The 25,026-nt window shown below is 64.2% G+C and carries 20 protein-coding genes; 9 read left to right on the top strand and 11 right to left on the bottom strand.

The annotated features are described in order from the left end of the window. The first annotated feature begins 103 nt into the window (after positions 1 to 103). Positions 104 to 355 carry a PilZ domain-containing protein gene (locus BraRD5C2_RS31180; RefSeq protein ID WP_223975071.1) on the top strand — a complete coding sequence of 84 codons (252 nt, stop codon included), beginning with the start codon at positions 104 to 106 and terminating at the stop codon, positions 353 to 355. Between the two features lie 82 nt (positions 356 to 437). Further along, entirely contained in the window at positions 438 to 1,169 is a 732-nt protein-coding gene (locus BraRD5C2_RS31175; protein WP_223975068.1) for an adenylate/guanylate cyclase domain-containing protein, read from the top strand. A 144-nt stretch (positions 1,170 to 1,313) separates the two neighbouring features. On the opposite strand, the gene BraRD5C2_RS31170 is transcribed toward BraRD5C2_RS31175, so the two are convergent. After that, entirely contained in the window at positions 1,314 to 3,383 is a 2,070-nt protein-coding gene (locus BraRD5C2_RS31170) for an ATP-dependent helicase (protein WP_223975066.1), read from the bottom strand. A 112-nt stretch (positions 3,384 to 3,495) separates the two neighbouring features. Between BraRD5C2_RS31170 and BraRD5C2_RS31165 the strand changes: the two genes are divergently transcribed. Further along, the gene (locus tag BraRD5C2_RS31165; RefSeq protein WP_223975063.1) at positions 3,496 to 3,753 is read left to right on the top strand and encodes a hypothetical protein; all 258 of its coding nucleotides are present in this window, start codon (positions 3,496 to 3,498) and stop codon (positions 3,751 to 3,753) included. 161 nt (positions 3,754 to 3,914) lie between these two features. On the opposite strand, the gene BraRD5C2_RS31160 is transcribed toward BraRD5C2_RS31165, so the two are convergent. Together BraRD5C2_RS31160 and BraRD5C2_RS31155 are read right to left on the bottom strand one after the other, a co-directional pair. Then, positions 3,915 to 4,169 carry a hypothetical protein gene (locus BraRD5C2_RS31160; protein WP_223975061.1) on the bottom strand — a complete coding sequence of 85 codons (255 nt, stop codon included), beginning with the start codon at positions 4,167 to 4,169 and terminating at the stop codon, positions 3,915 to 3,917. Positions 4,170 to 4,261: 92 nt separating this feature from the next. After that, complete coding sequence (locus tag BraRD5C2_RS31155) at positions 4,262 to 4,462, bottom strand: DUF3072 domain-containing protein (protein ID WP_223975059.1); 201 nt, start codon at positions 4,460 to 4,462, stop codon at positions 4,262 to 4,264. A 61-nt stretch (positions 4,463 to 4,523) separates the two neighbouring features. Here BraRD5C2_RS31155 and BraRD5C2_RS31150 point away from each other — a divergent pair, with 61 nt between their 5' ends. Continuing rightward, positions 4,524 to 4,829, top strand: coding sequence for a hypothetical protein (locus tag BraRD5C2_RS31150; RefSeq protein WP_223975057.1), 306 nt, complete (start codon positions 4,524 to 4,526; stop codon positions 4,827 to 4,829). Positions 4,830 to 5,192: 363 nt separating this feature from the next. On the opposite strand, the gene BraRD5C2_RS31145 is transcribed toward BraRD5C2_RS31150, so the two are convergent. Further along, complete coding sequence (locus BraRD5C2_RS31145; RefSeq protein WP_223975055.1) at positions 5,193 to 7,145, bottom strand: hybrid sensor histidine kinase/response regulator; 1,953 nt, start codon at positions 7,143 to 7,145, stop codon at positions 5,193 to 5,195. A 283-nt stretch (positions 7,146 to 7,428) separates the two neighbouring features. Here BraRD5C2_RS31145 and BraRD5C2_RS31140 point away from each other — a divergent pair, with 283 nt between their 5' ends. From BraRD5C2_RS31140 to BraRD5C2_RS31130, 3 genes are all read left to right on the top strand, one after another. Next, on the top strand, positions 7,429 to 13,713 hold the full coding sequence (locus BraRD5C2_RS31140; protein WP_374708066.1) for a HAMP domain-containing protein: 6,285 nt from the start codon (positions 7,429 to 7,431) through the stop codon (positions 13,711 to 13,713). A 16-nt stretch (positions 13,714 to 13,729) separates the two neighbouring features. Next, positions 13,730 to 15,223, top strand: coding sequence for a sensor histidine kinase (locus tag BraRD5C2_RS31135; RefSeq protein WP_223975226.1), 1,494 nt, complete (start codon positions 13,730 to 13,732; stop codon positions 15,221 to 15,223). Between the two features lie 168 nt (positions 15,224 to 15,391). Further along, the gene (locus BraRD5C2_RS31130) at positions 15,392 to 16,705 is read left to right on the top strand and encodes a PQQ-dependent sugar dehydrogenase (RefSeq protein ID WP_374708068.1); all 1,314 of its coding nucleotides are present in this window, start codon (positions 15,392 to 15,394) and stop codon (positions 16,703 to 16,705) included. 49 nt (positions 16,706 to 16,754) lie between these two features. Here the strand turns inward: BraRD5C2_RS31130 and BraRD5C2_RS31125 are convergent, their stop codons facing one another. After that, positions 16,755 to 17,012, bottom strand: a complete 258-nt coding sequence (locus BraRD5C2_RS31125) for a hypothetical protein (RefSeq protein WP_223975052.1) — start codon at positions 17,010 to 17,012, stop codon at positions 16,755 to 16,757. Between the two features lie 199 nt (positions 17,013 to 17,211). On the opposite strand from BraRD5C2_RS31125, the gene BraRD5C2_RS31120 reads away from it, so the two are divergent. After that, the gene (locus tag BraRD5C2_RS31120) at positions 17,212 to 18,030 is read left to right on the top strand and encodes an aminoglycoside phosphotransferase family protein (RefSeq protein ID WP_223975051.1); all 819 of its coding nucleotides are present in this window, start codon (positions 17,212 to 17,214) and stop codon (positions 18,028 to 18,030) included. Between the two features lie 12 nt (positions 18,031 to 18,042). Here the strand turns inward: BraRD5C2_RS31120 and BraRD5C2_RS31115 are convergent, their stop codons facing one another. Together BraRD5C2_RS31115 and BraRD5C2_RS31110 are read right to left on the bottom strand one after the other, a co-directional pair. Further along, positions 18,043 to 18,210 carry a hypothetical protein gene (locus BraRD5C2_RS31115; RefSeq protein ID WP_223975050.1) on the bottom strand — a complete coding sequence of 56 codons (168 nt, stop codon included), beginning with the start codon at positions 18,208 to 18,210 and terminating at the stop codon, positions 18,043 to 18,045. Between the two features lie 85 nt (positions 18,211 to 18,295). Continuing rightward, on the bottom strand, positions 18,296 to 18,766 hold the full coding sequence (locus BraRD5C2_RS31110; protein WP_223975049.1) for a winged helix-turn-helix transcriptional regulator: 471 nt from the start codon (positions 18,764 to 18,766) through the stop codon (positions 18,296 to 18,298). A gap of 149 nt (positions 18,767 to 18,915) precedes the next feature. On the opposite strand from BraRD5C2_RS31110, the gene BraRD5C2_RS31105 reads away from it, so the two are divergent. Next, positions 18,916 to 19,836, top strand: a complete 921-nt coding sequence (locus BraRD5C2_RS31105; RefSeq protein ID WP_223975048.1) for an alpha/beta fold hydrolase — start codon at positions 18,916 to 18,918, stop codon at positions 19,834 to 19,836. Between the two features lie 145 nt (positions 19,837 to 19,981). Here the strand turns inward: BraRD5C2_RS31105 and BraRD5C2_RS31100 are convergent, their stop codons facing one another. The 4 genes from BraRD5C2_RS31100 to aspT (BraRD5C2_RS31085) all read right to left on the bottom strand — a co-directional run bounded on the left by BraRD5C2_RS31100 (position 19,982) and on the right by aspT (BraRD5C2_RS31085) (position 24,975). Beyond that, positions 19,982 to 20,269: a DUF5658 family protein gene (locus BraRD5C2_RS31100; protein ID WP_223975047.1), complete on the bottom strand. Its 288-nt coding sequence runs from the start codon at positions 20,267 to 20,269 to the stop codon at positions 19,982 to 19,984. Positions 20,270 to 20,427: 158 nt separating this feature from the next. Further along, a complete protein-coding gene (locus BraRD5C2_RS31095; protein ID WP_223975045.1) occupies positions 20,428 to 21,408 on the bottom strand; it encodes an acyltransferase family protein in 981 nt (326 codons plus the stop codon). A gap of 166 nt (positions 21,409 to 21,574) precedes the next feature. Further along, positions 21,575 to 23,269, bottom strand: coding sequence for an aspartate-alanine antiporter (gene aspT / locus BraRD5C2_RS31090; RefSeq protein WP_223975224.1), 1,695 nt, complete (start codon positions 23,267 to 23,269; stop codon positions 21,575 to 21,577). A 14-nt stretch (positions 23,270 to 23,283) separates the two neighbouring features. Then, positions 23,284 to 24,975, bottom strand: a complete 1,692-nt coding sequence (aspT, locus tag BraRD5C2_RS31085; protein ID WP_223975043.1) for an aspartate-alanine antiporter — start codon at positions 24,973 to 24,975, stop codon at positions 23,284 to 23,286. Positions 24,976 to 25,026: the final 51 nt, after the last annotated feature.

The following is a 25,026-nucleotide window of genomic DNA, read 5'->3' as shown; positions in this document are numbered from 1 at the left end:
AAATCGTGGTGCGAAAGCCTGATGCGGGCCGCGGGAGCCGTTGACTCCGGCAATGCCGATCGCCCACGTTTGCGTGAAGAAAGTTTGAGGGGGGCAAGGCCGGGTGGACGAAAAGCGCAAGCATCCGCGAATCGAGGTCAACGAACCCGGCTACGTCTCGTCGGGCGGTTCGGTCATGCATTGCACGATCGTGAACATATCGCCGGAAGGGGCCGCCATCGAGGTCGAGAATCCGGCCTTCGTCCCGCACAGATTCCGCTTGGTGATGGCCCGGGACGCCTCGGTCGTCTATGACTGCCAGGTGATCTGGAGCAAGAAGACGCGGATTGGAGTGAGTTTCGTGACGGCCGCCTGAGTGCGGCAATCTCCAGGGAACGCCGTGACCGACCGTGCCAGGTGGGGCGTGTCTGGTTGGTGGAACAGCAGGTGAGGCGCCGATGACTCCGGAACCCGCAACGATCTGCCTCGGCTGCTGGCAAAACCTGCATATGCCGATCCCGTTGCGCGGTCCCTTGTCGGCGCCGTTCCGCCTGTTCGGTGTCCGGCCGAGCCGTATGAATCCGAACACCTGCACGATCTGCGAGATGGCCTTCTCGAAGATCATGAAGGCGCGCGCCGTGACCATCGACGCCACCCTCCTGTTCGCCGATTTGCGCGGCTACACCACACTGACGCAGACCATCGCGCCGGCCGGGCTGACATCGTTGCTCGATGCGTTCTACGACGACTGCGCTGCCGCGATCTGGCGCTATGACGGCATTCTCAACAAGACGATCGGCGATGCCGTGTTCGCGATCTTCAATTTTCCGGTGCGACGGGAGGATCATGCCGTGCAGGCCCTGCTGGCGGCGCGCGAGATCCAGCGCCGTTTCCAGGAAAGGCACGACGCGCTGGTGCGGGCGATCGGCGCCGGCGACATCGAGCTCGGCATCGGCATCGGATTGGACAGCGGCGACACCAATTTCGGAGAGTTCGGCCAGACCCATCGCGACCTGACCGCGGTCGGCACGGTGGTCAATCGGGCGGCGCGCGCCCAGGCCGCGGCGAAGTCCGGCGAGATCCTTGTCACGACGGCCGTTCGGGATCGAACCCGCGACATGATCACCGCGGTCGGTTCCGACTATACGCTGAAGGGCTTCGACCAGCCGGTTACGCTATTTTCTGCGTGAGTTGATGCGGCGCAAAAAAAGACGGCTCCAGCGTGCAGCTGCGCGCCGAAGCCGTCGGGATGGTCGTTTGCCGATTACGAACGTCGCCTCAACGCGGGATCGGCGGCTTCGTTCCTGCCCAAACGAAATTTCTTTTGACCCGTTTCAGCGCCACATGCCGCGCATCCGGGCGCCGATGTCGATCGGCGGCGCCCGGCTGGCGGAGGAGGCCTGCGCGGCCGCGGCGCGCGGCCAAGTGTTCCGCTCGAACATCGGCAGCAGCCGTTCCGGGATGAAGCGGGTGCGCGAGGCGTACATGTGGCGGTCGCCCTTGGCGGCCTGGCCGTGGACGAAAAACCGCTGCGGCACCAGCAAATGCAGATCGTCCTTTGCCCGGGTCATGGCGACATAGAGCAGGCGGCGCTCCTCCTCGAGCTCGGCCGACGTGCCGGCGCCAAGATCGGAGGGCATGCAGCCGTCGACGACGTTGAGCACGTAGACGGATTTCCATTCCTGCCCCTTGGCGGAGTGGATGGTCGACAGGATCAAATAATCCTCGTCGAGCAGCGGCACCCCGGCCTGGTCGCTGGTCGCATCGGGCGGATCGAGCGTGAGTTCGGTGAGGAAGCGTTCGCGTGAAGGATAGCCGGCGGCGATCTGCTCGAGTTGAATGAGGTCGGCGCGGCGGACCTCGCTGTCCTCGTGGATTCGATCGAGATGCGGCTCGTACCAGAGGCGCGCGCGTTCGATGTCGACCGGCCATTCCGAGTAGCGGAGGTTCTCGATCGCCTCGACGAACAGCCGCCAGTCGGCGCCGGCGCGGGGCGGGGCAGGCAGCGCCACGAGCGCTGCGATCGGATCAGGGGCTTCTGCCATGCAGTCGAGCACGCGCTGCGCCGAGGCCGGCCCGACGCCGGGCAACAGGTGCAGGATGCGAAAGCCGGCGACCCGGTCGCGCGGATTGGCGGTGAAGCGCAGCAGCGCCAGCATGTCCTTGACGTGCGCGGCGTCGAGAAATTTGAGGCCGCCGAATTTCACGAAGGGAATGTTGCGCCGGGTCAGCTCGACCTCCAGCGGACCGCTGTGCGAGGAGGTGCGGAACAGCACCGCCTGGTGCTTCAACAGCGCGCCTTCCTCACGGTTGGCCAGCACCTGCTCGACGATGTAACGGGCCTGATCGGCCTCGTCGCGGATCGTGACCAGCAGCGGCTTGCGGGTCGAGGTCCGGTCGGTCCACAGGTTCTTGGTGAAGCGCTCCTTGGCGAGCGAGATCACGCCGTTGGCGGCCGCCAGGATCGGCTGCGTCGAGCGATAGTTGCGGTCGAGCGTGACGATCTCGGCGGCCGGGCTGAACTGCGCCGGGAAGTCGAGGATGTTGCGCACGGTGGCGGCGCGGAACGAGTAGATCGACTGTGCATCGTCGCCGACGACGGTGAGCCCGCGTCCTGCCGGCTTGAGCGCGAGCAGGATGGAGGACTGCAGGCGGTTGGTGTCCTGATATTCGTCGACCATCACATGGTCGAAGCGGCCGCCGATCTCCTCGGCCAGGGCCGTATCCGTCACCATCTGCGCCCAGTAGAGCAGAAGGTCGTCGTAATCGAGCACGTTCTGCCGCTGCTTGGCTTCGACATAGGCCGCAAACAGTTGCTTCAACTCGCTGGCCCAGCCGGCGCACCACGGGAAGAACTGGCCCAGCACGGCCTCGATCGGCATCTCCGCGTTCACGCAGCGCGAATAGATCGCAAGGCATGTGCCTTTGGTCGGAAACCGGCTTTCGGTACGGGAGAAACCGAGATCGTGGCGGACCAGGTTCATCAGGTCGGCGGAGTCCTCACGGTCATGGATCGTGAAGGCCGGGTCGAGCGCGATACGTTCGGCGAATTCGCGGAGCAGCCGCGCGCCGATGCCGTGGAACGTGCCGGCCCAATTGAGCGCATCGGTCATGATCGATGCGCGATCGCCGAGCACGCGCCGTGCGATACGCTCGACGCGGCCCGCCATCTCGGCGGCTGCGCGTCGCGAAAAGGTCATCAACAGGATGCGGCGCGGATCGGCGCCCGCGACGATCAGATGCGCGACGCGATGGGCGAGCGTGTTCGTCTTACCGGAGCCTGCGCCCGCGATCACCAGCAGCGGGGCGCCGACGATGCCATCCGCGCCGACCCCGTGCTCGACGGCGCGGCGCTGCTCGGAATTGAGCGCATCGAGATAGGCTGTGTTGGCAAGATCAGGCACGAATCACCTCCACGAAACGCTAACAGACATTGCGATTCCGTGGAGCCGGCGCGCCGGCGTGGGAGCAGAGAAATTAGATTGACATTAACGCACCGCGGAGCACAACCGCGCCATGGCTGACGTTTCCAAATCCGACACGCCGCTGAAGGCGACATTCAGAGTGCGGCTGAACGGCGAGACGGTAACGCTCGCGACCGTCGGCCAGGCCCACCGCTTCATCAGCAATCTCAGCGCCGTCGAATGGATGGAGTTCCGCTCACTGCATGACGACGCGCTGGTCGCGCTGGAGCGCGCGGCCGGCAACGCCATGCTGACGGTGCAGGCAACCTCCGCGCTGCGGGTGCTATTCGTCCGGGCCAAATTGCTCTGAAAAGAAATGGGCCGCCTTGGCCCTCCGAAGGCGGCCCGAGAGTGCGGCCGAAGCGCATTGCGCCCCTGGCCGTCGCGTGTACCGCCGTTACCTTGTTTGCGGCCATAACGAACGGGCCTTACGAAAGGAGTGCCGATTCGGCTGTAGCTGCAACACCACAATCAGTGGCCGACGTCGTCGACGAGACGGTCATACACAAGCGCAGAGCGCAGATTCATCGTTGCGATCCTCAGATAGCTGGGCTCGCGCATGGCGTTGTTGAACATCATGATTGCCGTCTTCCAGTACCCGCGCTCGCGCTGATCGACATTCAGCGCTGACAGGTAGTCCGCCGCGTCGCCAACGGTCGCGAGCGTTCGCCCGTCCTTCAGCGTGATCGGAAACGCTAGCGGCGACCGCTTCTCCAGCTCCAGCACGAAAGGCTCCCCCACAGGCAAACAGCAATAACAGACCAGACCTAGCTGCGCCGCTATATCAAAGCCTTAAGGGAGTGTCCGGCCCGGGCGGTTCAGAAGGAATCCGCCAATGCGATCTCGGCCCTGAGCGCATCGATGCGCCGTTCGGCTTCCTCTGACGTCAGGCCGTGCACGTACTGGTTCGGCTGATAGGCCTCCTCGGCTAGACTCCTCAACCGCAGCGCCTGGGCACGCGACATCAGCCCGCCAAGCCGCTCCGCAACCCCGCCAAATCTTACCGCTGCCATGCTCATCGCTCACCTCACTTGCCGGATCGTGACTTGACAATATGTTCTATTTTTGTTCTAACAAGCCATGGACAACAAGATCAATGAAATTCGTCGTAGGATCAGCACTTTGCGGGCTGAGATGACCCTGGTCGAGGCGTCGATCCGGGACCAGGTCAACCGCGATCTGGATTGCAGCGAGGCGTCCTACCGGCTGATGGCAATGCGCGCCGAAGTGACCGAACTCATCGGCCGCTGGAAGGCCGCCGGCGGTGGCGAGCGCCTCCCCACGGTTCGGGAGCGGCTGAGCCGAAGCTTTGCGGATCGGCCGGTCGCAACCGCTAAGCCGGCCCCAGTGAAATCACACAAGGCCAAGCCCAGCGCCAGGGTGTGATCCGGCCGCTCGGGTAAACAGGAGCGTCCGCACCGTCTCGCGCTCAAATCAGGTTTCGGGGCTGGAACCCTGGCCGCGGGTGGGCATTTTCTTGTGGTGAGAGCCAACACCATAGCATCGCCCAGCGCCATGATCGCCGATCCAACCGCGCCACCGCGGGCATCGATGAATGACGATCGCAGTCCACTGCTGACGCTGATTTCCTGCATCAGCTGCATCAGGACGATGCGGCTTGAGAGCAGCTCTCCGGGCAGCGAGGGCAGGGACATCCTTCAATATCGCTGCGAGCAATGCAGCCGCATCGAACGGGTGCAATTGGTGCGGCGAACCTGGCCGGCGGACCGTTCGTCCTCAACTTGAGAATTACTGCCGAACTCTCACCTTTCTGGGCGCATCTTGATGCGCTGGGAGATCCGGAGCGGTTTCGGATCGTTGCCCCGTCAGCTTCGAGAGTTCTCGGCTGAGGTCGTGAATGTGGTACGGCTTGCGCAGAACCGGAAAGTCGGACCGCACGTCGCGCGCACTCTCGCTGTAGCCAGTCGTCAACAGGATCGGCAGCTCGGGCTTCCTGTCCCGGATCGTGCGCGCCAGCTTCAGCCCGTCCATCCTGCCCGGCATCACGATGTCGCTGAACACCACGTCGACGCCATCGGCGTCGATTTCCGATAAGGCAGCCTCAGCGTTCGAGGCCCAGCGCACGGTGTAGCCGAGCTGTTCGAGCAGGCCCGTGCTCGCGTCCGCAACGGCCGGATTGTCCTCGATCAGCAGGACGGTCGCGGAGCCGCGCACGCTGTGGCGCTTGGTCGTGCCCGTTGCGGCCGCGGTCCCGCGCGGGAGGTAGACGCTGACCGTCGTGCCCTTGCCAAGCGCGCTTGCAATCTCGATCCGCCCGTCGGCCTGGTGGGCAAAGCCGTGGACCTGGGACAGTCCGAGGCCGGTCCCTTTGCCGACCGGCTTGGTGGTGAAGAACGGGTCGAACACCTTGCTCAGCACATCCTGGGGGATGCCTTCGCCGGTATCGGCCACGCTGACGGCCACCTCGGTGGTTTCGGATACGTTTCGGGCCGAGACGGTCAGCGTACCGCCATTGGCCATCGCGTCCCGCGCATTGACGACGAGGTTGATCAGCGCGGTCTCGAACTCGTTCGGGTCGACGAAGACCGGCCAGAGATCCGGCTGGATCTCCATGTTGAGCTTGATCGCGCCGCCGAGCGCGCTGCTCAGCACCTCTCGCACCGCGGTGATCCGGTCGGCGACAACGATGGTCTGCGGGTTGACGCTCTGGCGGCGCGCGAACGTGAGCAGTTGGCTGGTCAGGGATGCGGCGCGCTCGGATGCGGTTTCGATCGCGCTCAGGGCAAGCTGGCCGCGCTCGCTCGTCACCTCGCGCTTGATCCGGTGCAAATTGCCCGAAATGATCATCAGCAGGTTGTTGAAGTCGTGCGCGACGCCGCCGGTCAATTGGCCCAGCGCATCCATCTTCTGCGATTCCGCCAGTTGTCGCTGCACCAGTTCGAGCTTCTGCTGCGCCTCACGCCGCTCGGAAATGTCCCGCGTGATCTTGGCAAATCCGACCAGACTGCCGTCGTCGTCGCGGATCGGATCGATCACGACGCTGGCCCAGAAGAACGAGCCGTCCTTGCGGACCCGCCAGCCATCCTCCTCGTAGTGGCCGGTCTCTTCCGCGATCTTGAGCGCGCGAGCCGGCTTGCCCGCGGCCTGGTCCGCCGGCGTGTAGAACCGCGCGAAGCTCTGGCCGATGATTTCGCCGGGCGAATAGCCCTTGATGCGCTCGCCGCCGGCGTTCCAGTTGGCGACGATGCCGGCGGGCGTCAGCATGTACAGCGCGTAGTCGGTGACGTTGCTCACCAGCAGGCGGAACTGGCTTTCGCTGGCGTCGAGATCCGCGCGCGCCTGTTGGTGCTCGGTAACGTCGCGGGTGACCATCGCGTAGCCGATCAGCTTGCGCTTCTGGTAGATCGGATCGATGACGACCGAGGCGTAGAATTGCGATCCGTCCTTGCGGATGCACCAGCCCTCGGCCACGGCGTGCTTATCCTTCCGCGCCACCTGTAACGCCTTCGCGGGAAGGCCCGATGCACGCGTCTCCGCAGGATAGAAGGCCGAGAAGTGCTTGCCGAGGATTGCCTTGGCCGGATAGCCGGTGATGCGTTCGGCGCCTTTGTTCCGGTTGATCACCCGTCCATCAGGGGCGAGCGTGCAGATCGCGTAGTCTGCCGCTCCTCCGGCCAGCAGCCGGAAGCTGCGCTCGTTCTCGAAAATGCCCCGCCTGAGCCCGTCTGATTTCTTAACCATCACCAATCCTGCCAACGCCGGGAACGTTCCGGAGAGGCCAATGTTCCAATGCGATCAAATGCGCCGACGACGGCCAGGCAATACGAACGGCTTACGCTACTGCGCAAAAAGTTCCAATGCGCATGGGAACTTTTGGTTCCATTGGCGATTAAGCCCCTCGGTTTGCGTCACAAATCGCGGTTTTGGCGTTTTCCCGCTTGAATAGATCAAGGGCAGTCATTCTTATGGTCGCACTGGCTTCTCCGAGTCCCTGGATTCGTGGCCGGCGCGTAGGGGAAATTACATGACCGATCTCGGTTCGCCGCCTCGTCCCCGTGCTGATACACGCCGAACTCAATCATCGAACGGAAGCCTCGATTCCTCGCACGATCTGCTGCAATCGCTGCAGGCGATGCGCGGTGGCGACTTCTCGGTTCGCATGCGTGGCGACTATCTCGGCATCGACGGCAAGATCGCGGACGCCTTCAACGAAATCGCAGCCGCCAACGAGCGCATGGCGCAGCAATTGGCGCGCGTCGGACAGGTCGTCGGCCGCGAAGGACAGACCCGCCAGCGCGTCAATTTCGGCCTCGCCAGCGGCGCCTGGGCCGATATGGAAAGCTCGGTCAACACCCTGATCGACGATCTGCTGTGGCCGACCCGCGAAGTCACCCGTGCGGTCGCCGCGGTGGCGCAGGGCGACCTGCTGCAGACCGTGCAACTCGACGTCGAGGGCAGGCCGCTGCGCGGCGAATTCCTGCAGTCGGCGAACATCGTCAACACGATGATCAAGCAATTGTCGGTCTTCACCTCCGAGGTCACGCGCGTGGCCCGCGAAGTCGGCACCGAGGGCAAGCTCGGCGGCCAGGCCCAGGTGCCGGAAGTGACCGGCGTCTGGAAGGACCTGACCGAGAGCGTCAACTCGATGGCCAACAATTTGACCGGCCAGGTCCGCAACATCGCCGAGGTGACGATCGCGGTCGCCAACGGCGACTTGTCAAAGAAGATCACGGTCGACGTCCGCGGCGAGATCCTGCAGCTCAAGGAGGCCATCAACACGATGGTCGATCAGCTGCGTTCGTTCGCCTCGGAAGTGACGCGCGTGGCGCGCGAAGTCGGCACCGACGGCAAGCTCGGTGGCCAGGCTATCGTGCCCGGCGTCGCCGGCACCTGGAAGGACCTGACCGACTCCGTGAACGCGATGTGCGGCAACCTGACCGCCCAGGTCCGCAACATCGCCAACGTGACCACGGCCGTGGCGCGCGGCGACCTGTCGCGCAAGATCACGGTCGACGTCAGCGGCGAGATCCTCGAGCTGAAGGACACCATCAACACGATGGTGGACCAGCTCAATTCGTTTGCCTCGGAAGTGACCCGCGTGGCGCGCGAGGTCGGCACCGAAGGCAAGCTCGGCGGCCAGGCCCAGGTGCCCGGCGTCGCCGGCACCTGGAAGGACCTCACCGACAACGTCAACTTCATGGCGTCGAACCTGACCGCCCAGGTCCGCAACATCGCCGACGTCGCGACCGCGATCGCCGGCGGCGACCTGTCGAAGAAGATCACGGTGAATGTGTCGGGCGAGATCCTTCAGCTGAAGGAGACGCTCAACACGATGGTTGACCAGCTCAACGCTTTCGCGTCGGAAGTGACGCGCGTGGCGCGCGAGGTCGGCACCGAGGGCAAGCTCGGCGGCCAGGCCAATGTGCTCGGCGTCGCCGGCACGTGGAAGGACCTGACCGACAACGTCAACTTCATGGCGTCGAACTTGACCGCGCAGGTGCGCAATATCGCGGGCGTCACCACCGCGGTCGCCAATGGCGACCTGTCGAAGAAGATCACGGTGGACGTGCGCGGCGAAATCCTCGAGCTGAAGGACACCATCAACACGATGGTGGACCAGCTCAACGCCTTCGCCGGCGAAGTCACGCGCGTGGCGCGCGAGGTCGGCACCGAAGGCAAGCTCGGCGGCCAGGCCGAGGTGCGCGGTGTCGCCGGCACCTGGAAGGACCTCACCGACAGCGTCAACTCGATGGCCTCCAATCTCACGGGACAGGTGCGCAACATCGCCGAGGTCGCAACTGCCGTGGCGAAGGGCGACCTGTCGAAGAAGATCACCGTGAACGTGTCGGGTGAAATCCTTCAGCTGAAGGAAACGCTCAACACGATGGTTGACCAGCTCAACGCCTTCGCCGGCGAAGTGACGCGCGTGGCGCGCGAGGTCGGCACCGACGGGAAGCTCGGCGGCCAGGCCGAAGTGCCTGGCGTCGGCGGTACCTGGAAGGACCTGACCGACAGCGTCAACTCGATGGCCGGCAACCTGACGGCGCAGGTCCGCAATATTGCGGAAGTGGCGACCGCGATCGCCGGCGGCGACCTGTCGCGCAAGATCACGGTGGACGTCCGCGGCGAGATCCTTCAGCTAAAGGAAACGCTAAACACGATGGTCGACCAGCTCAACCGCTTCGCGGGCGAGGTGACGCGCGTGGCGCGCGAGGTCGGCACCGAGGGACGTCTGGCCGGCCAGGCCAACGTGCCCGGCGTTGCCGGCACCTGGAAGGATCTGACCGACAGCGTCAACTCGATGGCCGGCAACCTCACGGCGCAGGTCCGCAACATCGCCGAAGTGACGACCGCCGTGGCGCGCGGCGACCTGTCGCGCAAGATCACGGTCGACGTGAAGGGCGAAATCCTCGAGCTGAAGAACACCATCAACACGATGGTCGACCAGCTCAACGGTTTCGCGGGTGAAGTGACGCGCGTGGCGCGCGAGGTCGGTACCGAAGGCAAGCTCGGCGGCCAGGCCGAAGTGCCCGGCGTCGCCGGCACCTGGAAGGACCTGACCGACAACGTCAACTTCATGGCGTCGAATCTCACGGCGCAGGTCCGCAACATCGCCGAGGTCGCGACCGCGATCGCCGGCGGCGACCTGTCGAAGAAGATCACGGTGGACGTCCGCGGTGAAATCCTGCTGCTCAAGGACACCCTGAACACGATGGTCGAGCAGCTGCGCTCGTTCGCCGCCGAAGTGACCCGCGTGGCGCGCGAGGTCGGCACCGAAGGCCGGCTGGGCGGCCAGGCCGTGGTGCCCGGCGTCGGTGGCACCTGGAAGGACTTGACGGACAACGTCAACCTCTTGGCCGCGAACCTGACCACCCAGGTCCGCAACATCGCGGAAGTGACCACCGCCGTGGCGCGCGGCGATCTGTCGCGCAAGATCACGGTCGACGTGAAGGGCGAAATCCTCGAGCTGAAGAACACCATCAACACGATGGTCGACCAGCTCAATGCCTTCGCCGGCGAGGTGACGCGCGTGGCGCGCGAGGTCGGCACCGAGGGCAAGCTCGGTGGCCAGGCCGAAGTGCGCGGCGTCGCCGGCACCTGGAAAGATCTGACCGACACGGTCAACGTCATGGCGGCGAACCTGACCGAGCAGGTGCGCGGCATCGTCAAGGTGGTGACCGCGGTCGCGGACGGCGACCTCAAGCAGAACCTGACGGTGAAGTCGAAGGGCGAGGTGGCCGCGCTCGCCGACACCATTAACAACATGACCGAGACGCTCGCGACCTTTGCCGACCAGGTCACCAGCGTGGCGCGCGAAGTCGGCGTCGAAGGACGCCTGGGCGGCCAGGCCAACGTGCCCGGTGCGGCCGGCACCTGGAAGGATCTGACCGGCAACGTCAACCTGCTGGCCGCCAACCTGACGTCCCAGGTCCGCGCCATCGCGGAGGTGGCGACCGCCGTGACCAAGGGCGACCTGACGCGCTCGATTCAGGTCGACGTTCGCGGCGAGGTCGCGGAGTTGAAGGACAACATCAACACCATGATCGGTAACCTCCGTCTCACCACGGAGCGCAACACCGAGCAGGACTGGCTGAAGACCAACCTCGCACGCTTCACCAACATGCTGCAGGGCCAGCGCGACCTTGCGACCGTCGGCCGCCTCCTGCTGACCGAGCTGGCGCCGCTGATCAACGCGCATATGGGAGTGATCTATCAGGTCGACAATCCGGAGAGCCCGCAACTGCGGCTGCTTGCTGCCTATGCCAACGATAGCAGCAACCCGCATTCGCAGATCGTCCAGCTCGGCGAGGGCTTGATCGGCCAGTGCGCACTCGACAAGCGCCAGCGCCTGGTCTCGGACATTCCCGGCGATGCGGTGCCGATCAATTCGGCGCTGATGCGGATTATGCCGAAGAACCTCGTCGTGTTCCCGGTGCTGTTCGAGAACCAGGTCAAGGCGGTGATCGAGCTGTCCTCGATCTCGTCGTTCACGACTTCGCAGATCACCTTCCTCGAACAGCTGACCGACAGCATCGGCATCGTGCTCAACAGCATCGAGGCGACGATGCAGACCGAGGCCTTCCTCAAGCAGTCGCAGACGCTCGCCGGCGAGCTTCAGACCCAGCAGAGGGAGTTGCAGCAGACCAACGACCAGCTGGAGCAGAAGGCCCAGCAGCTTGCCGAACGCAACGTCGACGTCGAGCGCAAGAACCAGGAAATCGAGCAGGCGCGTCGCGCGCTGGAAGAGAAGGCGACCGAGCTGTCGCTGACCTCGAAGTACAAGTCCGAATTCCTCGCCAACATGTCGCACGAGCTGCGCACGCCGCTGAACTCGATCCTGATCCTGGGCCAGCAGCTCACCGAGAATCCGGATGGCAATCTGACCGGCAAGCAGGTCGAGTTCGCCCGCACCATTCACGGCGCCGGCACCGACCTGTTGAACCTGATCAGCGACATCCTCGATCTCTCCAAGATCGAGTCCGGCACGGTGACGGTCGATGCCGAGGAAATTCTCACCTCGAGCCTGCTCGAAACCGTCGGGCGGCCGTTCCGGCACGAGGCGGAGAACCGGCATCTCTCCTTCAGCATCGACGTCGACGCCAATCTTGCGCGCAGCATGGTGACGGACTCCAAGCGGCTGCAGCAGGTGCTGAAGAACCTGCTGTCGAATGCGTTCAAGTTCACCGCGGATGGCGGCGTGAGCCTGACCGTGTCGGCCGCGGTCGGCGGCTGGAGCGCCGAGCATCCGATCCTGAACGCCGCAACGGCCGTCGTCGCATTCGAAGTGTCGGATACCGGTATCGGCATTCCCCAGGACAAGCAGAAGCTGATCTTCGAGGCGTTCCAGCAGGCCGATGCCGGCACCAGCCGCAAATATGGCGGCACGGGCCTTGGCCTTGCCATCAGCCGCGAGCTGGCCGGCCTGCTCGGCGGCGAGATCCATCTGCGCAGTGCGCCGAGCAAGGGTTCGACCTTCACGCTCTATCTGCCGCTGAAATATGCCGGACCGTCGGCGGCGTTACGTCCGCAGGCGCTGGCGCTGCCGCACACGGCGACGCCGTCGCTGCAATCGTCCAGCGTGCAAGAGCGCGTGATCGAGCAGCTGCCGGACGACCGGCTCGATCTCGAGCCCGGCGACACGATCCTCCTGATCGTCGAGGACGACCCGCATTACGCGCGGGTGCTGATCGATCTGGCGCGCGACAAGGGCTTCAAGGTTCTGGTCGCAAGCCGCGGCGCCGAGGCGCTGGATCTCGCCAAGCAGTTCCAGCCGAGCGCGGTTTCGCTCGACGTCTTCCTGCCCGACATGCTGGGCTGGACGGTGCTGAGCCAGCTCAAGCACAATCCGCTGACCCGTCACATTCCGGTCCAGATCATTACGCTCGACGAGGACCGACAACATGCGCTGGCGCGCGGCGCGTTCTCTTTCGTCAACAAGCCGACCACGACCGAGGGCGTCAGCGCGGCGCTATCGCAGATCAAGGAATACGCCAGACCACGTCGCAAGCGTCTGCTGATCGTGGAGGACAATGCGGCGGAGCAGCTTAGCATCACCGAGTTGCTCGGCCACGAGGATATCGAGATCGTAACCAGCGGAACCGGGGCAGGGGCACTCTCGACGTTGCGCGAGCATCCGTGCGACTGTGTCGTGCTCGATCTGCGGCTGCCCGACATGAGCGGCTTCGAGGTGCTGGATCAGATCCGCAAGGACGAAACGCTCTCCAATATTCCCGTTGTGGTGTTTACCGGTCGGGAACTTTCGGCCGAAGAGGACGCGGAACTGCACACGATGGCGCGCAGCATCGTCGTCAAGGGTGTGGAGTCGCCGGAACGTCTGCTCGATGAAACGTCACTGTTCCTGCACCGTGTGATCACGGAATTGCCTGTCGAAAAACAGAGGATGCTGGAGAAGCTCAATAGTTCCGATGAGGATCTTATTGGCAAGACCGCGCTCCTGGTCGACGACGACGCCCGCAACATCTTCGCGCTGTCGAGCGTGCTGGAGCGGCGAGGTATGAAGGTGTTGACTGCGACAACCGGTCACGAGGCGATCTCGCTGGTCGAGTCCAATTCGAAGATCGCGATCGTGCTGATGGACATCATGATGCCGCAGATGGACGGTTACCAGACCATCGGCGCCATCCGGCTAAATCCGGCCTTTGCGCGGCTGCCGATCATTGCACTGACCGCGAAGGCGATGAAAGGCGATCGCGAGAAATGCCTGGAGGCAGGCGCATCCGACTATCTGGCGAAACCCGTGAATACCGAGCAACTGCTGCTGGCGATCCGCATGTGGCTGCACCGCTGATCGGCGATCGAACATGATGGACCATGAAAAGGTAAACATCCTTCTGGTCGATGACCAGCCGGCCAAGCTGCTGGCTTATGAGGTGATCCTGAAGGAGCTCGGCGAGACGCTGGTTGCCGCTTCGTCGGGCCGCGAGGCGCTCGAGTTCCTGCTCAAGAACGAAGTCGCGGTCATTCTGGTCGACGTCTGCATGCCTGAGCTCGACGGCTTCGAACTCGCCGCGATGATCCGCGAGCATCCGCGCTTTCAGAAGACCGCGATGATCTTCATCTCGGCAATCCAGGTCAGCGACATCGATCGGCTGCGCGGCTACGAGATGGGCGCGGTCGATTACGTGCCGGTGCCGGTTGTGCCGGAAGTGTTGCGCGCAAAGATCCGCGTGTTCGCCGAACTCTACCGCAAGACACGGCAACTCGAACGCCTCAATGCCGAGCTCGAGGACCGGGTGCGCGCGCGTACCGCCGAGCTCGAGCAATCGACCACGCGGCTGGTTGAGAGCGAGGCGCGCCGCAGCATGGCGATTGCCGCGGGCAAGATGGGCTCGTGGGACTGGGATTGGGTCAACGGCGACTGGATGTGGGACGAGGGACAATACAAGATCTTCGGCGTCGAACCGAAGTCCTTCGCGCTGACATCAGACAATATCCAGGCGCTGTTTCATCCCGACGATGTCGAACAACTCCGGCAGGGCTGGACCGGTTTCGACAACGGCCGCACGTCTTATGAGGCCGAATTCCGCGTGGTGCGGCCGGACGGCGAGATACGCTGGTGCGTCGGCACGGCTGCGGCGACCAGCGACAGGAACGGCAGGGTGGTGCGGGTCAGCGGCGTCACCGTCGACATCACCGATCGCAAGAAGGCCGAGGAACGGCAGAGCCTGTTGACCCGCGAGGTCGACCATCGCGCCAAGAACGCGCTCGCGCTGGCGCAGTCGATCGTGCGCCTGACGCGCGCGCAGAACGTGACCGCCTATGTGCGGGCGGTCGAGGGCCGCATCACGGCGCTGGCGCGGGTTCACACCGTGCTGTCGCTGTCGAGCTGGCAGGGCGCCGAAGTCCGGCGGCTGGTGACCGAGGAGATCGCGCCTTACTCCGAGGCCGGGCAGATCCAGATCGCCGGCGGAGAGGTGCAGTTGCAGCCCGCGACTGCGCAGACATTGGCACTGGCGCTCCACGAGCTCGTCACCAACTCCGCCAAATATGGCAGCCTGTCGGTGTTGCCGGGCCGGCTCGCGATCACCTGGGAAGTGGCGGACGACACACTGATCCTGGCCTGGGTCGAATCCGGCGGGCCTCCGGTGACCAAGCCGAAGCAGAAAGGCTTCGGCACACGAAGTGTCATCGCCAGCATCGAGACCCAACTCGGCGGACGGGCCGATTTCGATTGGCGTGCCGAGGGCCTGATCTGCCGCCTTACGGTTCCTCTCAAGCCGCTTGTCGGAGACACGCCGGCGTTCCGCGAACCGTCGGCAGCCGAGCGCAAGCCCATGGTCAGGTCCCGGGCCGTGTAGCGCATCCTGCGGAGCGCTCGCCTGTCGCTGTCACGGCGCCTCCCGATGAACATTGATGCAGCCGACATTGTGAACGCAGCTTGCGCGCGAACTGCGCTATGAGCTTCGCGTCTGACAGGGACCTCGCGCGAGGAGCAAATGCGTAAGACAAATCTTGCCGGCGTGAGCATGTCCGTCGTCATCCTCGTGGTGAGCAGCATCGCGCGGTCGGGCGCAGAACCTGTGCTGAAGGGCGTGGAGGCCTTCGGCGACTGGCAGCGCGACAGACCCGGCACGGTGCGCCTGATCACGCCGCAGGACCTACCCAAGCCGGGCGCAACGGCTTCCAGCAGCAATTCGTCCCGCGTCGTGTCACGCCCCGCATCGGCGGTGCCGCAGGTGCCGGCGGGCTTCAAGGTCGAGCTATTTGCCAGCGGATTGAGCGGTCCGCGCATTATCCGGACCGCGCCCAATGGCGATATCTTCGTCGTGGAAACCAGCTCCGGCCGCATCCGCATCCTGCGCGGCGCCGATGGCGGCTCGAAGTCGGCGACCAATGAGGTCTACGCAACCGGACTGAGCCGGCCGTTCGGCATCGCGTTCTTTCCAAACGGCGACAATCCGCAATGGCTCTACGTTGCCAACACCGACAGCGTCGTGCGCTTTGCCTACCGCAACGGCGATCTCAAGGCGTCGGGAAGGCCTGAGAGCATCGTCGCAAGCCTTCCGCACGGCTACGGCCACTCGACGCGCGACATCGTGTTCACGCCGGACGGCAAACGGATGCTGGTCTCGGTTGGCTCCGCCGGCAACGCTGGCGAGGGCCTTGGCCGGCCGCCGGAAGGTATCGAAAGCTGGAGCCGCGATCACGCGCTTGGCGCTGCCTGGGGATCGGAAACCGACCGTGCGGCTGTGCTGGCCTTCGATCCCGACGGCAAGAGCCAGAAACTGTTCGCCACCGGTATCCGCAACTGCGTCGGACTTGCGATCCAGCCCGGAAGCGGCACGCCCTGGTGTTCGACCAACGAGCGCGACGGCCGCGGCGACAACCTCGTGCCCGACTATGTGACGCGTGTCCGCGAGGGCGCGTTCTACGGCTGGCCCTGGTACTATATCGGCGCCAACGAAGACCCCGCACATGCCGGCGCGCGGCCCGACCTCAAGGACAAGGTGACTACTCCCGACGTGCTGTTGCAGGCGCACTCGGCCTCACTCGGCCTGACCTTCTACACCGGCAGCAGTTTTCCGGCCGAATATCGCGGCGATGCGTTTGCAGCCGAACACGGCTCGTGGAATCGCGCGAAGCGCACCGGCTACAAGGTCATTCGCATCAGGTTGAAGGACGGCGTACCGACCGGCGAGTACGAGGATTTCGTCACCGGCTTCGTCATCGGCGACAATGAGGTCTGGGGCCGTCCGGTGGGTGTCACCGTGGCGCGGGACGGCGCGCTGCTGGTCTCCGAAGACGGCAACGGCACGATCTGGCGCGTCAGCCACGACTAGCCGTTCGATCTTTACCGGGGCTCTTCAGGGGCCGCCGCGACGGCGGCTGCTATCCCAGTCCGTCCTTGAGGCCGTATTCCTCATAGATGGTCAGGGGATCGGTATCGGGAAACAACCGGCACTTGGCTTGTGCAAGATGCAGGGTGACGGCGCCGGCCTCACATCTCGCGGTCAGGATCTTCCGCACGTCCTCCATATGCGCGCGCGGCTGATGCTTCGACGGCAACTGCTCGAGCGCGACCAGCGCGGTGGCCAGCGCTTCCGTGACCGCCCAATCGTCGTGTCCGGTAATTCCCTTTCGCGGCATCACCACACCCTCCGTCACACCGGCTGCGACATTGTAGCGCGAGAAGGGTGGGGGCTGTCATCAGCCAACATGGCAGGCCGGCCAGGAACCGGTTGGCACGGCGCTGCCACGATGCGCCGCAGGGAGCCAGCGTGGCGGCGCGCGCAGGCAATGCTTACAACGACGGGTACGTCCCCTGATCACTCAATCAGCCCGCCCGATGTTCGAACCCTATCTCTCGGCCTGGAGCCTCGTCCGCGACGGCGATCCGATCGTGACGCACGCCGCACGGTTGCTGCCGGTGCGGCAGTTCGGCGAACCGGCGATGCTCAAGCTCTCTCACGAGCCGGACGAACGCCTCGGCGCCATCGTCATGGAATGGTGGGACGGCGACGGTGCGGCGCGCGTCCTTGCCTGTGACGGCGAGGCGCTCCTGCTCGAACGGGCGATGGGCTCGGCTTCGCTCAGCGACATGGCGCGAACCGGCCAAGACGATGAGGCCTGCAGAATTCTCTGTGCAACGGCCGATCGGCTTCACGCCCGGCGAACGAAACCGCGGCCGGACCTGACGCCATTGAGGGACTGGTTTCGCGAACTGTGGCCAGCGGCGAGGGCGCACGGTGGCATCCTGAACCGATCGGCTGCCGTCGCCGAAGCGCTGCTCGGCGATGTCAGCGAGATCGTGGTGCTGCATGGCGATCTGCACCATGACAACGTGCTCGACTTCGGCGCGCGCGGCTGGCTCGCGATCGATCCCAAGCATCTGGTCGGCGAGCGTGGCTTCGACTTCGCCAACATCTTCACCAATCCGGATCTTGCCGATCCGGCACGGCCGGTCGCGACCGAACCCGGACGTTTTGCGCGGCGCCTCGACATCGTCGTGGAAGCAGCAAGGCTGGATCGCCGGCGCTTGCTGTCATGGATCGTCGCCTGGACGGGCTTGTCGGCAGCATGGTTTCTCGGCGATGACAATCCGCTCGCCGAAATCGACCTGCAGATTGCAAACCTTGCCGCGGCCGAGCTCGACCGGATGGCGTAGGGCGCGCAGCGACTAAGCCGCGGCGGCGCTGGCTCCGCTCAGCGACACGCTCAAGATCCGCCATTTCGATATGTCGAAGAAGTAGGCCGCCTTGATACGCGCGGACGCGGCATCCGGCGCCTGAATCGCCGTGTGGAATTTCCGCTCCCCGTCGCTCAGCGAAATCCGGAATGTCTGCATTGGTCGAACCTCCACGCGCGGATGCTGCGGCAAGGACGGTTAAGATCCGGTTGCTGACAGCGGTCCTGCGTGGAGCACGCGCGTCTCACGCGATGCCGTTCTCAGGTGAAGTCTGCGGCAGCCGCACCATCGTGTCTCCTGCACCAACGACGCGTCCGTCCTGCGCTCTCAGTTCGAGGCGGCGCACCGGCAGCCCGCTCTTTCGGTCGACCAGCAGCACATGCGCTTCGTCGGGTTCGAAGAAGAAGTCCTCACCCCATTGCCGGAGCGCGACAAGGAGCGGAAACAGCCCGCGTCCCTTTTCGGTCAGCACATATTCCTGATACGGGCTGCCGTCCGCGGCGGGCACGGTCTCCATGATTCCGTGCGCCAGCAGATTGCGGAGCCGGGCAGAGAGGATGTTCTTGGCAAGCCCGAGGCTCTTCTGAAATTCGCCGAACCGGCGCAGCCCATCGAATGCATCGCGCACGATCAACAGCGACCACCAATCGCCGATCGCGTCCAGCGGCCGGGCCACGCCGCATATCGAGTCCCTGTGGCTCACTCGCTTGGCCATCGTGCTCCGCCTGACGCTCCTCATTCCACGTCGTGAATCGGTGGCGCGGTCCCGAAAGACCGCCCGAGTCGGAGCTCGATATATCGGTTGCAAAGTAAAACCTCAAGCGCTACAGGGTGGTTTCAATTTAAAACCGCTCGAGGCCAGCCATGATCCAACCCGACGCCACCTTCGACGGCACGTTTCCGTTCGCACCGCATTTCAGCTCGGCGCCGGGCTTCCGGATGCACTATCTCGACGAAGGCCCGCGGGACGGCGAGGTGGTGCTCTGCCTTCATGGCGAACCGACCTGGGGCTATCTGTTTCGCCATCTCGTGCCACTCCTCAGCACCACGCACCGCGTGGTCGTTCCGGATCACATGGGGTTCGGCAAGAGTGCGACGCCGGCGGAGCGCAGCTATTGGCTGCAGGACCATGTCGACAATCTCGAAGCGCTGGTCCTTGCGCTCGATCTCGCCGACATCACGTTGGTCATGCATGACTTCGGCGGCCCCGTCGGCATGGGGTTCGCGGCGAGGCATCCGGATCGCATCCGCCGCATCATCTCGGCCAACGGGCCGACGCCGTTCGGGCAAAGCGATCTGTTCGAGCGCGTCACCGCCAATGCGCTGGCCTCGCCCTGGTTTCAATGGATCGCAAAGGCCGAAGCGGACGGTGAGCTCGAGCCGATTCTCGGCCAACTCGGCTTCAACATCCTGAGCACGCTCAAGCTCAACGGCTTCGAGAACAACGCCATCATCACCGACGCTTGGCTCGCCGCCTACGGCGCACCCTTCGCGCGTCCGGCTGACTGCCTCGGTGCGATCGGATGGGCCAGGGGCTTTGCGATCGGCGCGCACAGGTTCGACGCGCCGGATCCCACAGCCGACCGCGTGATCCGCAGCAAGACTGCACTCGCTATCTGGGGCGAAGCGGACCGCACGCTGCACGCAGAGCATTTGCTGCCGCTGTTTTCCGCGATCTTCCCGGCGGCACCGGTCAGGCGTCTTGCCGGCGTCGGGCACTATTGTTTTGAGGATGCCCCGGAGGAAATCGGCGCCCTGATCACGGAGTTCATCGGGCAGACCTGACCGCGTGCCCGATCGCATGCGACGGGCAAGGCAGCGACGGCGCTGGTCAGGCGGCAGAGGAGTCGGACGTTGATCGGATCATGCCTGCTCGCAACAAGCGAGCAGGACGGTCAGATCGCCAAATCTCGATTGGGATGTGTCTGGTTCAGCTCGCGCCTGCGAGAAGGACGAGGTTGTTGATGACGGGCGTCGCGCAAAACGCCACCACAAGGGCAATCCTGGAAAGGCTTTCGCTGCGCCAAAGCAACGCGATGACGAGGAACGTTAAACCCAATTTCGGGATCAGCCACCAGGCGCCGAACCAGGCCTGCGCCATCTCCATGAACGGGTTCGCCTCGCCGAACCCGAGCTCCAAAATCCGGTTGGTGGTCGCGAGGTCCGCGCATCCAAGGAGCAGCACGGAGAGCAGCAGCAGTGCCTTGACCCAATTCATTTCAGCCTCTTGGTGTCGAGCGCCAGCCTGGCAATGACCCCATCATTTTAAGCTGATTCGTTAATTGTTGGTTCCAGCAGGAGATTCAACCGCGGCACCGGGATGAGCGCGCGGCCGTTTGGCATGGCCGCTGCTCCGGTCACCCCCTTGCATTTGCTCTAAACGACACCAACGACCCTGATCGTCGCTGGCTTGGCTCGCGCAAATCGTTTCCTCGCGTAGCCGATCAGCGGAGACTCGATCGTGCGCCAGATGATCTCCGCCAGGACGCAGACAACCGGAAGTGCAAGGCACCCTGCAAGCGGACGGCCGAAGTCAAAGAACACATCGTAGACGAGCATGTGGAATAGATAGAGCGAATAGCATCTGCGTCCCGGCCATACGAACGGACGAAGCAGTTCTGTCCGTTCCATGTTGGCGCCCAACCACACAATCGCGCAGCATGCGAATGCTGCGATGGAGAGAAAGCCGAAGGGTTCAACCACGATGGCATACGCCACATCGCAAAGTGGCGGCACGCAGGCCAGCATCATCCACACGGAGCGGGAGCGGCAGTAGCCGCGCATGAAGCAGGCGAGGAGGACGCCGCCGAACAGTTCATCGAGGCGACCGGGCAGCAGAAACTGCCAGGAATGGTCGGGCAGATAGGCGTGAAACAGCCAGCGCCAGACCGGCGCCAGCAGCACACCCGCCCAAATGGTAGGGATCAGCCATCGGCGTGGCAGCCAGTAAATCAGGATGGGCAGGATCAGATAGAACTGCTCTTCGATGGCCAGCGTCCAGGTGACGAAGGTCAGGTCAGACTGCGGATAGCCGAACTCCAGCCACGGGATGGCCTGGATGAAGAACAGGTAGTAACCCCAGTGATCTGGCGGCACGAGCGCCAGCAGCAGCCAATACAGCGGCAGGATCCGAAACGCCCTCCGTCCATAAAAGGACGAGAAATAGCCGGGCTGTTCGCGGCTATCCAGCAGGATGCCGCCGATCAGAAAGCCGCTGAGGACGAAGAACAGATCAACGCCCAGCATGCCGTATTTAAAGCCGAAATAGTGCCGGGCGATGACCATCGAAATGGCCAGCCCTCTGAGCGCGTCAAGCGGTTCGGAACGGCCGGACTGACCCTTGCGTTCCGCGCTCATGGATCGCCGATAGTAGCAATGTCCATCTTGCCCCGCCTTCAGGAGGAACGGAAAGGCTCCCGCACCCGACAGCGGAGGGCAACCCGGGACTCTACGGGGCTTTCCGGTCTTCGCTGAACGGAAATGCGTGGCTTCGGCGATCGTGCCAATGCCGTCCAGAAATGACTCATCCAGCGACGACGACCACCATGACCGATCCCCAGGTGGTCAGTAGAATGTTCGAGATCGGATAAGCGGGCGTATAGCCCAGCACTACCACCGAACTGCCGGAGCGCTCCTGAATGGCGGCCATCGCTGCCGTGACCGTCTGTGCCCCGGTCAATGCACCGAGCAGGAGGATGGGATTCATGCGCAGCACGAAATGGCCGAAGCAGAAGCCGACAATCTGCGGCAACAGGGTGACGATCATGCCGCCCAGAAGCAGGCCGATGCCCGACTCGCGTATGGCGGAAAGGAAGATCGGGCCGGCATGAATTCCGGTCAGGCCGACAAAGGCCGCCAGTCCGAGCGACGTCATCAGGCTGATGGCGCCGTCGGGGATCCGGCCGAAATGCGGCAGACGGGTGCGGAGATAGCCGACCAGAAGTCCGGCGAGCAGCGTGCCGACGCTGGTGCTCAGCGAGATGTTGATGCCGCCGACCGTAAAGCTGACGAGAACGCCGACGAGGCCGCCGAGGAAGATCGCGAGCCCCAGCACCACGAAATCGATGCTGGTGCTCGGCGCAACGATGACGCCAATGCTCTTGGCCGCATTCTGCACCACTGATTCGGGACCAACGATGCGAAGCAGATCGCCGCGCTGCAGGACGACCCCGGCGGCGACGGGGAGCGCTTCTCCACCTCGGCTCAACGAGCGCAAATAGAGGCCGCGAGCCCAGCTCTGTTCCGAGGCTTGTTCGAGATTGGTGCCCGCAAGCTTCGGGTTGATCAGGAACACGTCTGCCGAGATCAGAGGGATATCGAGCAACTCCCGGTCCTCCACCTCTTCGCCGCGCGGTTCGATCAGCTCCACGATGGTCTGGCGCGGTGCGGACAGCGCGATCACGTCACCTGCCGCGAGCGTCGTTCCAGGCTCCGCCTCGAGGATGTGCTCTCCACGGCGAATGCGGTGGATGAACACGCGTTGCCCGGGTACGCGGGCTTCGGCGGCGGCAACCGTCAGTCCGGCGATCGCCGCGTGATCATCGAGCCGGTAGCCGCGCAGTTCGAATTTGCGCCGGGCCGACGCCAGACCGGGCTTGGCGCGCGTGATCCCCAGGGCCTGCTCCAGCCTGAGCGCTTCCGTCTTCAGGTCGATCTTCAGCAGCGCCGGGACGACGATCGTGCAGAACGTGATCACGCCGGCATAGCCGAAGATGTAGCAAACCGCATCGGCCACCGCGATGTGCGAGACGAACAACGCACGCTGTGCGTCGGACAAAGGCAGCGAGTTGACTGCGTCGGTCGCCGTACCCATTGCGGCGCTCTGGCTGAGCGCACCTGACAGGAGCCCGGCCGCAAAGCCGGGGTCAAGTCGCAGCACGCGTGCCACGACGATCGCCGCCGCAAGGCCGGTGAGGCTCACGACCACGGCCATCAGCACCGGCTTCAGCCCGTCACGCTTCATCGCCAGCACGAATTGCGGACCGACCGAATAGCCCACCCCGAACAGGAACAGCAGGAACAGGAACGATTTGGTCATGCTGGAGACGGGCACGTGCGCGAAGTCGCCGACCGCAAGGCCAGCGAATAGCGAGCCCGTCACCGGGCCGAGGCTGAAGGCGCCGATCCTGAAGCTTCCGATCCAGTAGCCCGCTGCGATCACCAGGAACAGCGCGAGCTCCGGATAACGGACCAGAAACTGCTGCAGCCAGATCGACATGTTCCGGGCCGCGGCTAAGTCATCATCATCACCAGCACCATGCCCCAGATCGTCAGCAGCGTGTTTCCGACCGCGTAGGTGACGGTATAGCCGAGGCCGGGTATCTGGCTTTTCGCGCGGTCGTTGATCATGCCGAGCGATGCAGTGGTCGTGCGCGCGCCGGAGCAGCATCCGAGCAGGATCGCGTCATGGAAGCGGAACAGGTACTTGCCGACGAACATCGCCAAGATCAGCGGCACCGTGGTCACGATGACGCCCCAGAGGAACAGGCTGAAGCCGAGCTTCTGCAATCCGGCGACAAATCCCGGTCCCGAGGAGATGCCGACCACGGCAATGAAGACATTCAGGCCGACCGAGTTCATGAACCACACGGTCGGTGAGGGGATGCGGCCGAACGTCGGGTGCACGGATCGGAGCCAGCCGAAGAACAGACCGGAGATCAGCGCGCCGCCGGAGGTGGACAGGGTGAGCGGCACGCTACCGATCTTGTAGACGAAGGCGCCGATGAGCGCGCCGATCGCAATGGCCGCCCCGATGAACGCTACGTCGGCAACGTCGGTCGCGCGATCCGGCCGGCCCAGCAGCTTCGTGGTGGCCGCGACATCTGACGTGCGGCCGACCAGGGTGACGATGTCGCCGCGGTTGATCTTCGTGTTCGGCAGGATCGGGATCTCGGTCGCGATCGCGCCCCGGGCGATCTTGCGCAGGAATACGCCACGAGCGCCCGGTTCCTTCGCCAGTTCCGCCAGCGTCTTGCCATCGACGTCCTTGCTGGTGACGTAGACATCGACGCCCTCGATCGGCACCGCCAGCAGCTCGCGATCGTCAACCTCCTCGGCCTGCTCGCCGATCAGCTGCACGAGCACGTCGCGGCGGCCGGCGACGGCGACGACATCGCCGGCGTGAATCACGGTGCCGGAGCTTGCCTCCATGATCTTGCCAGCTTGCCGAAGCCGGAGGATGAAGATGCGATGATCGGGGATCAGCGCCTCGGCTTGCTCGACCGTCTTGCCGACGACCGGCCCGCGTTCGCTGACGCGATAGGCACGCAAATCGAACTGGTGCCAGGCCGTACCCGGACCGCCCACCTCCTTCTTGCCGCCATGCTCCTCTTCATATCTCTTGCAGGCGGTCTCGAGATCGATGCCGAGCAGCGCGGGCCCGAGCAGGGCAAGGACGATCGCCGACCCAACCGTGCCGAAGATATAGGTCACGGCATAGGCGACTGGCATCGCATCGAGCAGCTTCTTGGCCTCGTCCGCCGGCAGGCCAAGGCGATTAATCGCGTCGGTTGCGAGCCCCATCGACGCGGAGATCGTCTGCGAGCCGGCATAGAGGCCGATGGCCGATCCGACGTCGTAGCCGGCGATCTTCGCGCCGAAATACGCCGAGAGAAGGCAGAACACACAAACCACGGCCGCGAAAATCGCCTGCGGAATGCCGTCCTGCGCGATGCCGCGCACGAATTGCGGTCCGACACCGTAACCGATCGCGAATAGGAACATCAGAAAGAAAAACGGCTTGAGCGGACCTGAGATGGTGATGCCGATCTGGCCGATGATAACCGCGGCCACCAGCGTCGCGGTGACGGCGCCAAGGCCGAGACCCTTGTAGGTGAAGGATCCGAAATAGTAGCCCAGGGCCAACGAGAGGAAGATCGCGATTTCGGGATAGGTGCGCAGCGTCTGAAAGAACCAATCGATCATGATGTCACCCGTTCATGCTGTCCCGGGGCTTCGGCATGCGCCCGCTTCGAT

Origin of the sequence: Bradyrhizobium sp. RD5-C2 (assembly GCF_019972155.1) — a bacterium.
Lineage (GTDB): Bacteria > Pseudomonadota > Alphaproteobacteria > Rhizobiales > Xanthobacteraceae > Bradyrhizobium.
The sequence above is the reverse complement of the archived record's forward strand: the minus strand, read 5'-3'. Positions and strand labels throughout refer to the sequence as shown.

Excerpts from the sequence above, each read along its gene's own strand:
- BraRD5C2_RS31130 (WP_374708068.1), top strand. The coding sequence starts at position 15,392 with ATGTCCGTCGTCATCCTCGTGGTGAGCAGCATCGCGCGGTCGGGCGCA.
- aspT (WP_223975043.1), bottom strand. The coding sequence starts at position 24,975 with ATGATCGATTGGTTCTTTCAGACGCTGCGCACCTATCCCGAAATCGCG.
- BraRD5C2_RS31135 (WP_223975226.1), top strand. The coding sequence starts at position 13,730 with ATGGACCATGAAAAGGTAAACATCCTTCTGGTCGATGACCAGCCGGCC.
- BraRD5C2_RS31095 (WP_223975045.1), bottom strand. The coding sequence starts at position 21,408 with ATGAGCGCGGAACGCAAGGGTCAGTCCGGCCGTTCCGAACCGCTTGAC.
- BraRD5C2_RS31165 (WP_223975063.1), top strand. The coding sequence starts at position 3,496 with ATGGCTGACGTTTCCAAATCCGACACGCCGCTGAAGGCGACATTCAGA.
- BraRD5C2_RS31105 (WP_223975048.1), top strand. The coding sequence starts at position 18,916 with ATGATCCAACCCGACGCCACCTTCGACGGCACGTTTCCGTTCGCACCG.
- BraRD5C2_RS31100 (WP_223975047.1), bottom strand. The coding sequence starts at position 20,269 with ATGAATTGGGTCAAGGCACTGCTGCTGCTCTCCGTGCTGCTCCTTGGA.
- BraRD5C2_RS31175 (WP_223975068.1), top strand. The coding sequence starts at position 438 with ATGACTCCGGAACCCGCAACGATCTGCCTCGGCTGCTGGCAAAACCTG.
- BraRD5C2_RS31115 (WP_223975050.1), bottom strand. The coding sequence starts at position 18,210 with ATGCAGACATTCCGGATTTCGCTGAGCGACGGGGAGCGGAAATTCCAC.
- BraRD5C2_RS31140 (WP_374708066.1), top strand. The coding sequence starts at position 7,429 with ATGACCGATCTCGGTTCGCCGCCTCGTCCCCGTGCTGATACACGCCGA.
- BraRD5C2_RS31125 (WP_223975052.1), bottom strand. The coding sequence starts at position 17,012 with ATGCCGCGAAAGGGAATTACCGGACACGACGATTGGGCGGTCACGGAA.
- aspT (WP_223975224.1), bottom strand. The coding sequence starts at position 23,269 with ATGTCGATCTGGCTGCAGCAGTTTCTGGTCCGTTATCCGGAGCTCGCG.
- BraRD5C2_RS31120 (WP_223975051.1), top strand. The coding sequence starts at position 17,212 with ATGTTCGAACCCTATCTCTCGGCCTGGAGCCTCGTCCGCGACGGCGAT.
- BraRD5C2_RS31150 (WP_223975057.1), top strand. The coding sequence starts at position 4,524 with ATGGACAACAAGATCAATGAAATTCGTCGTAGGATCAGCACTTTGCGG.
- BraRD5C2_RS31145 (WP_223975055.1), bottom strand. The coding sequence starts at position 7,145 with ATGGTTAAGAAATCAGACGGGCTCAGGCGGGGCATTTTCGAGAACGAG.
- BraRD5C2_RS31155 (WP_223975059.1), bottom strand. The coding sequence starts at position 4,462 with ATGAGCATGGCAGCGGTAAGATTTGGCGGGGTTGCGGAGCGGCTTGGC.
- BraRD5C2_RS31110 (WP_223975049.1), bottom strand. The coding sequence starts at position 18,766 with ATGGCCAAGCGAGTGAGCCACAGGGACTCGATATGCGGCGTGGCCCGG.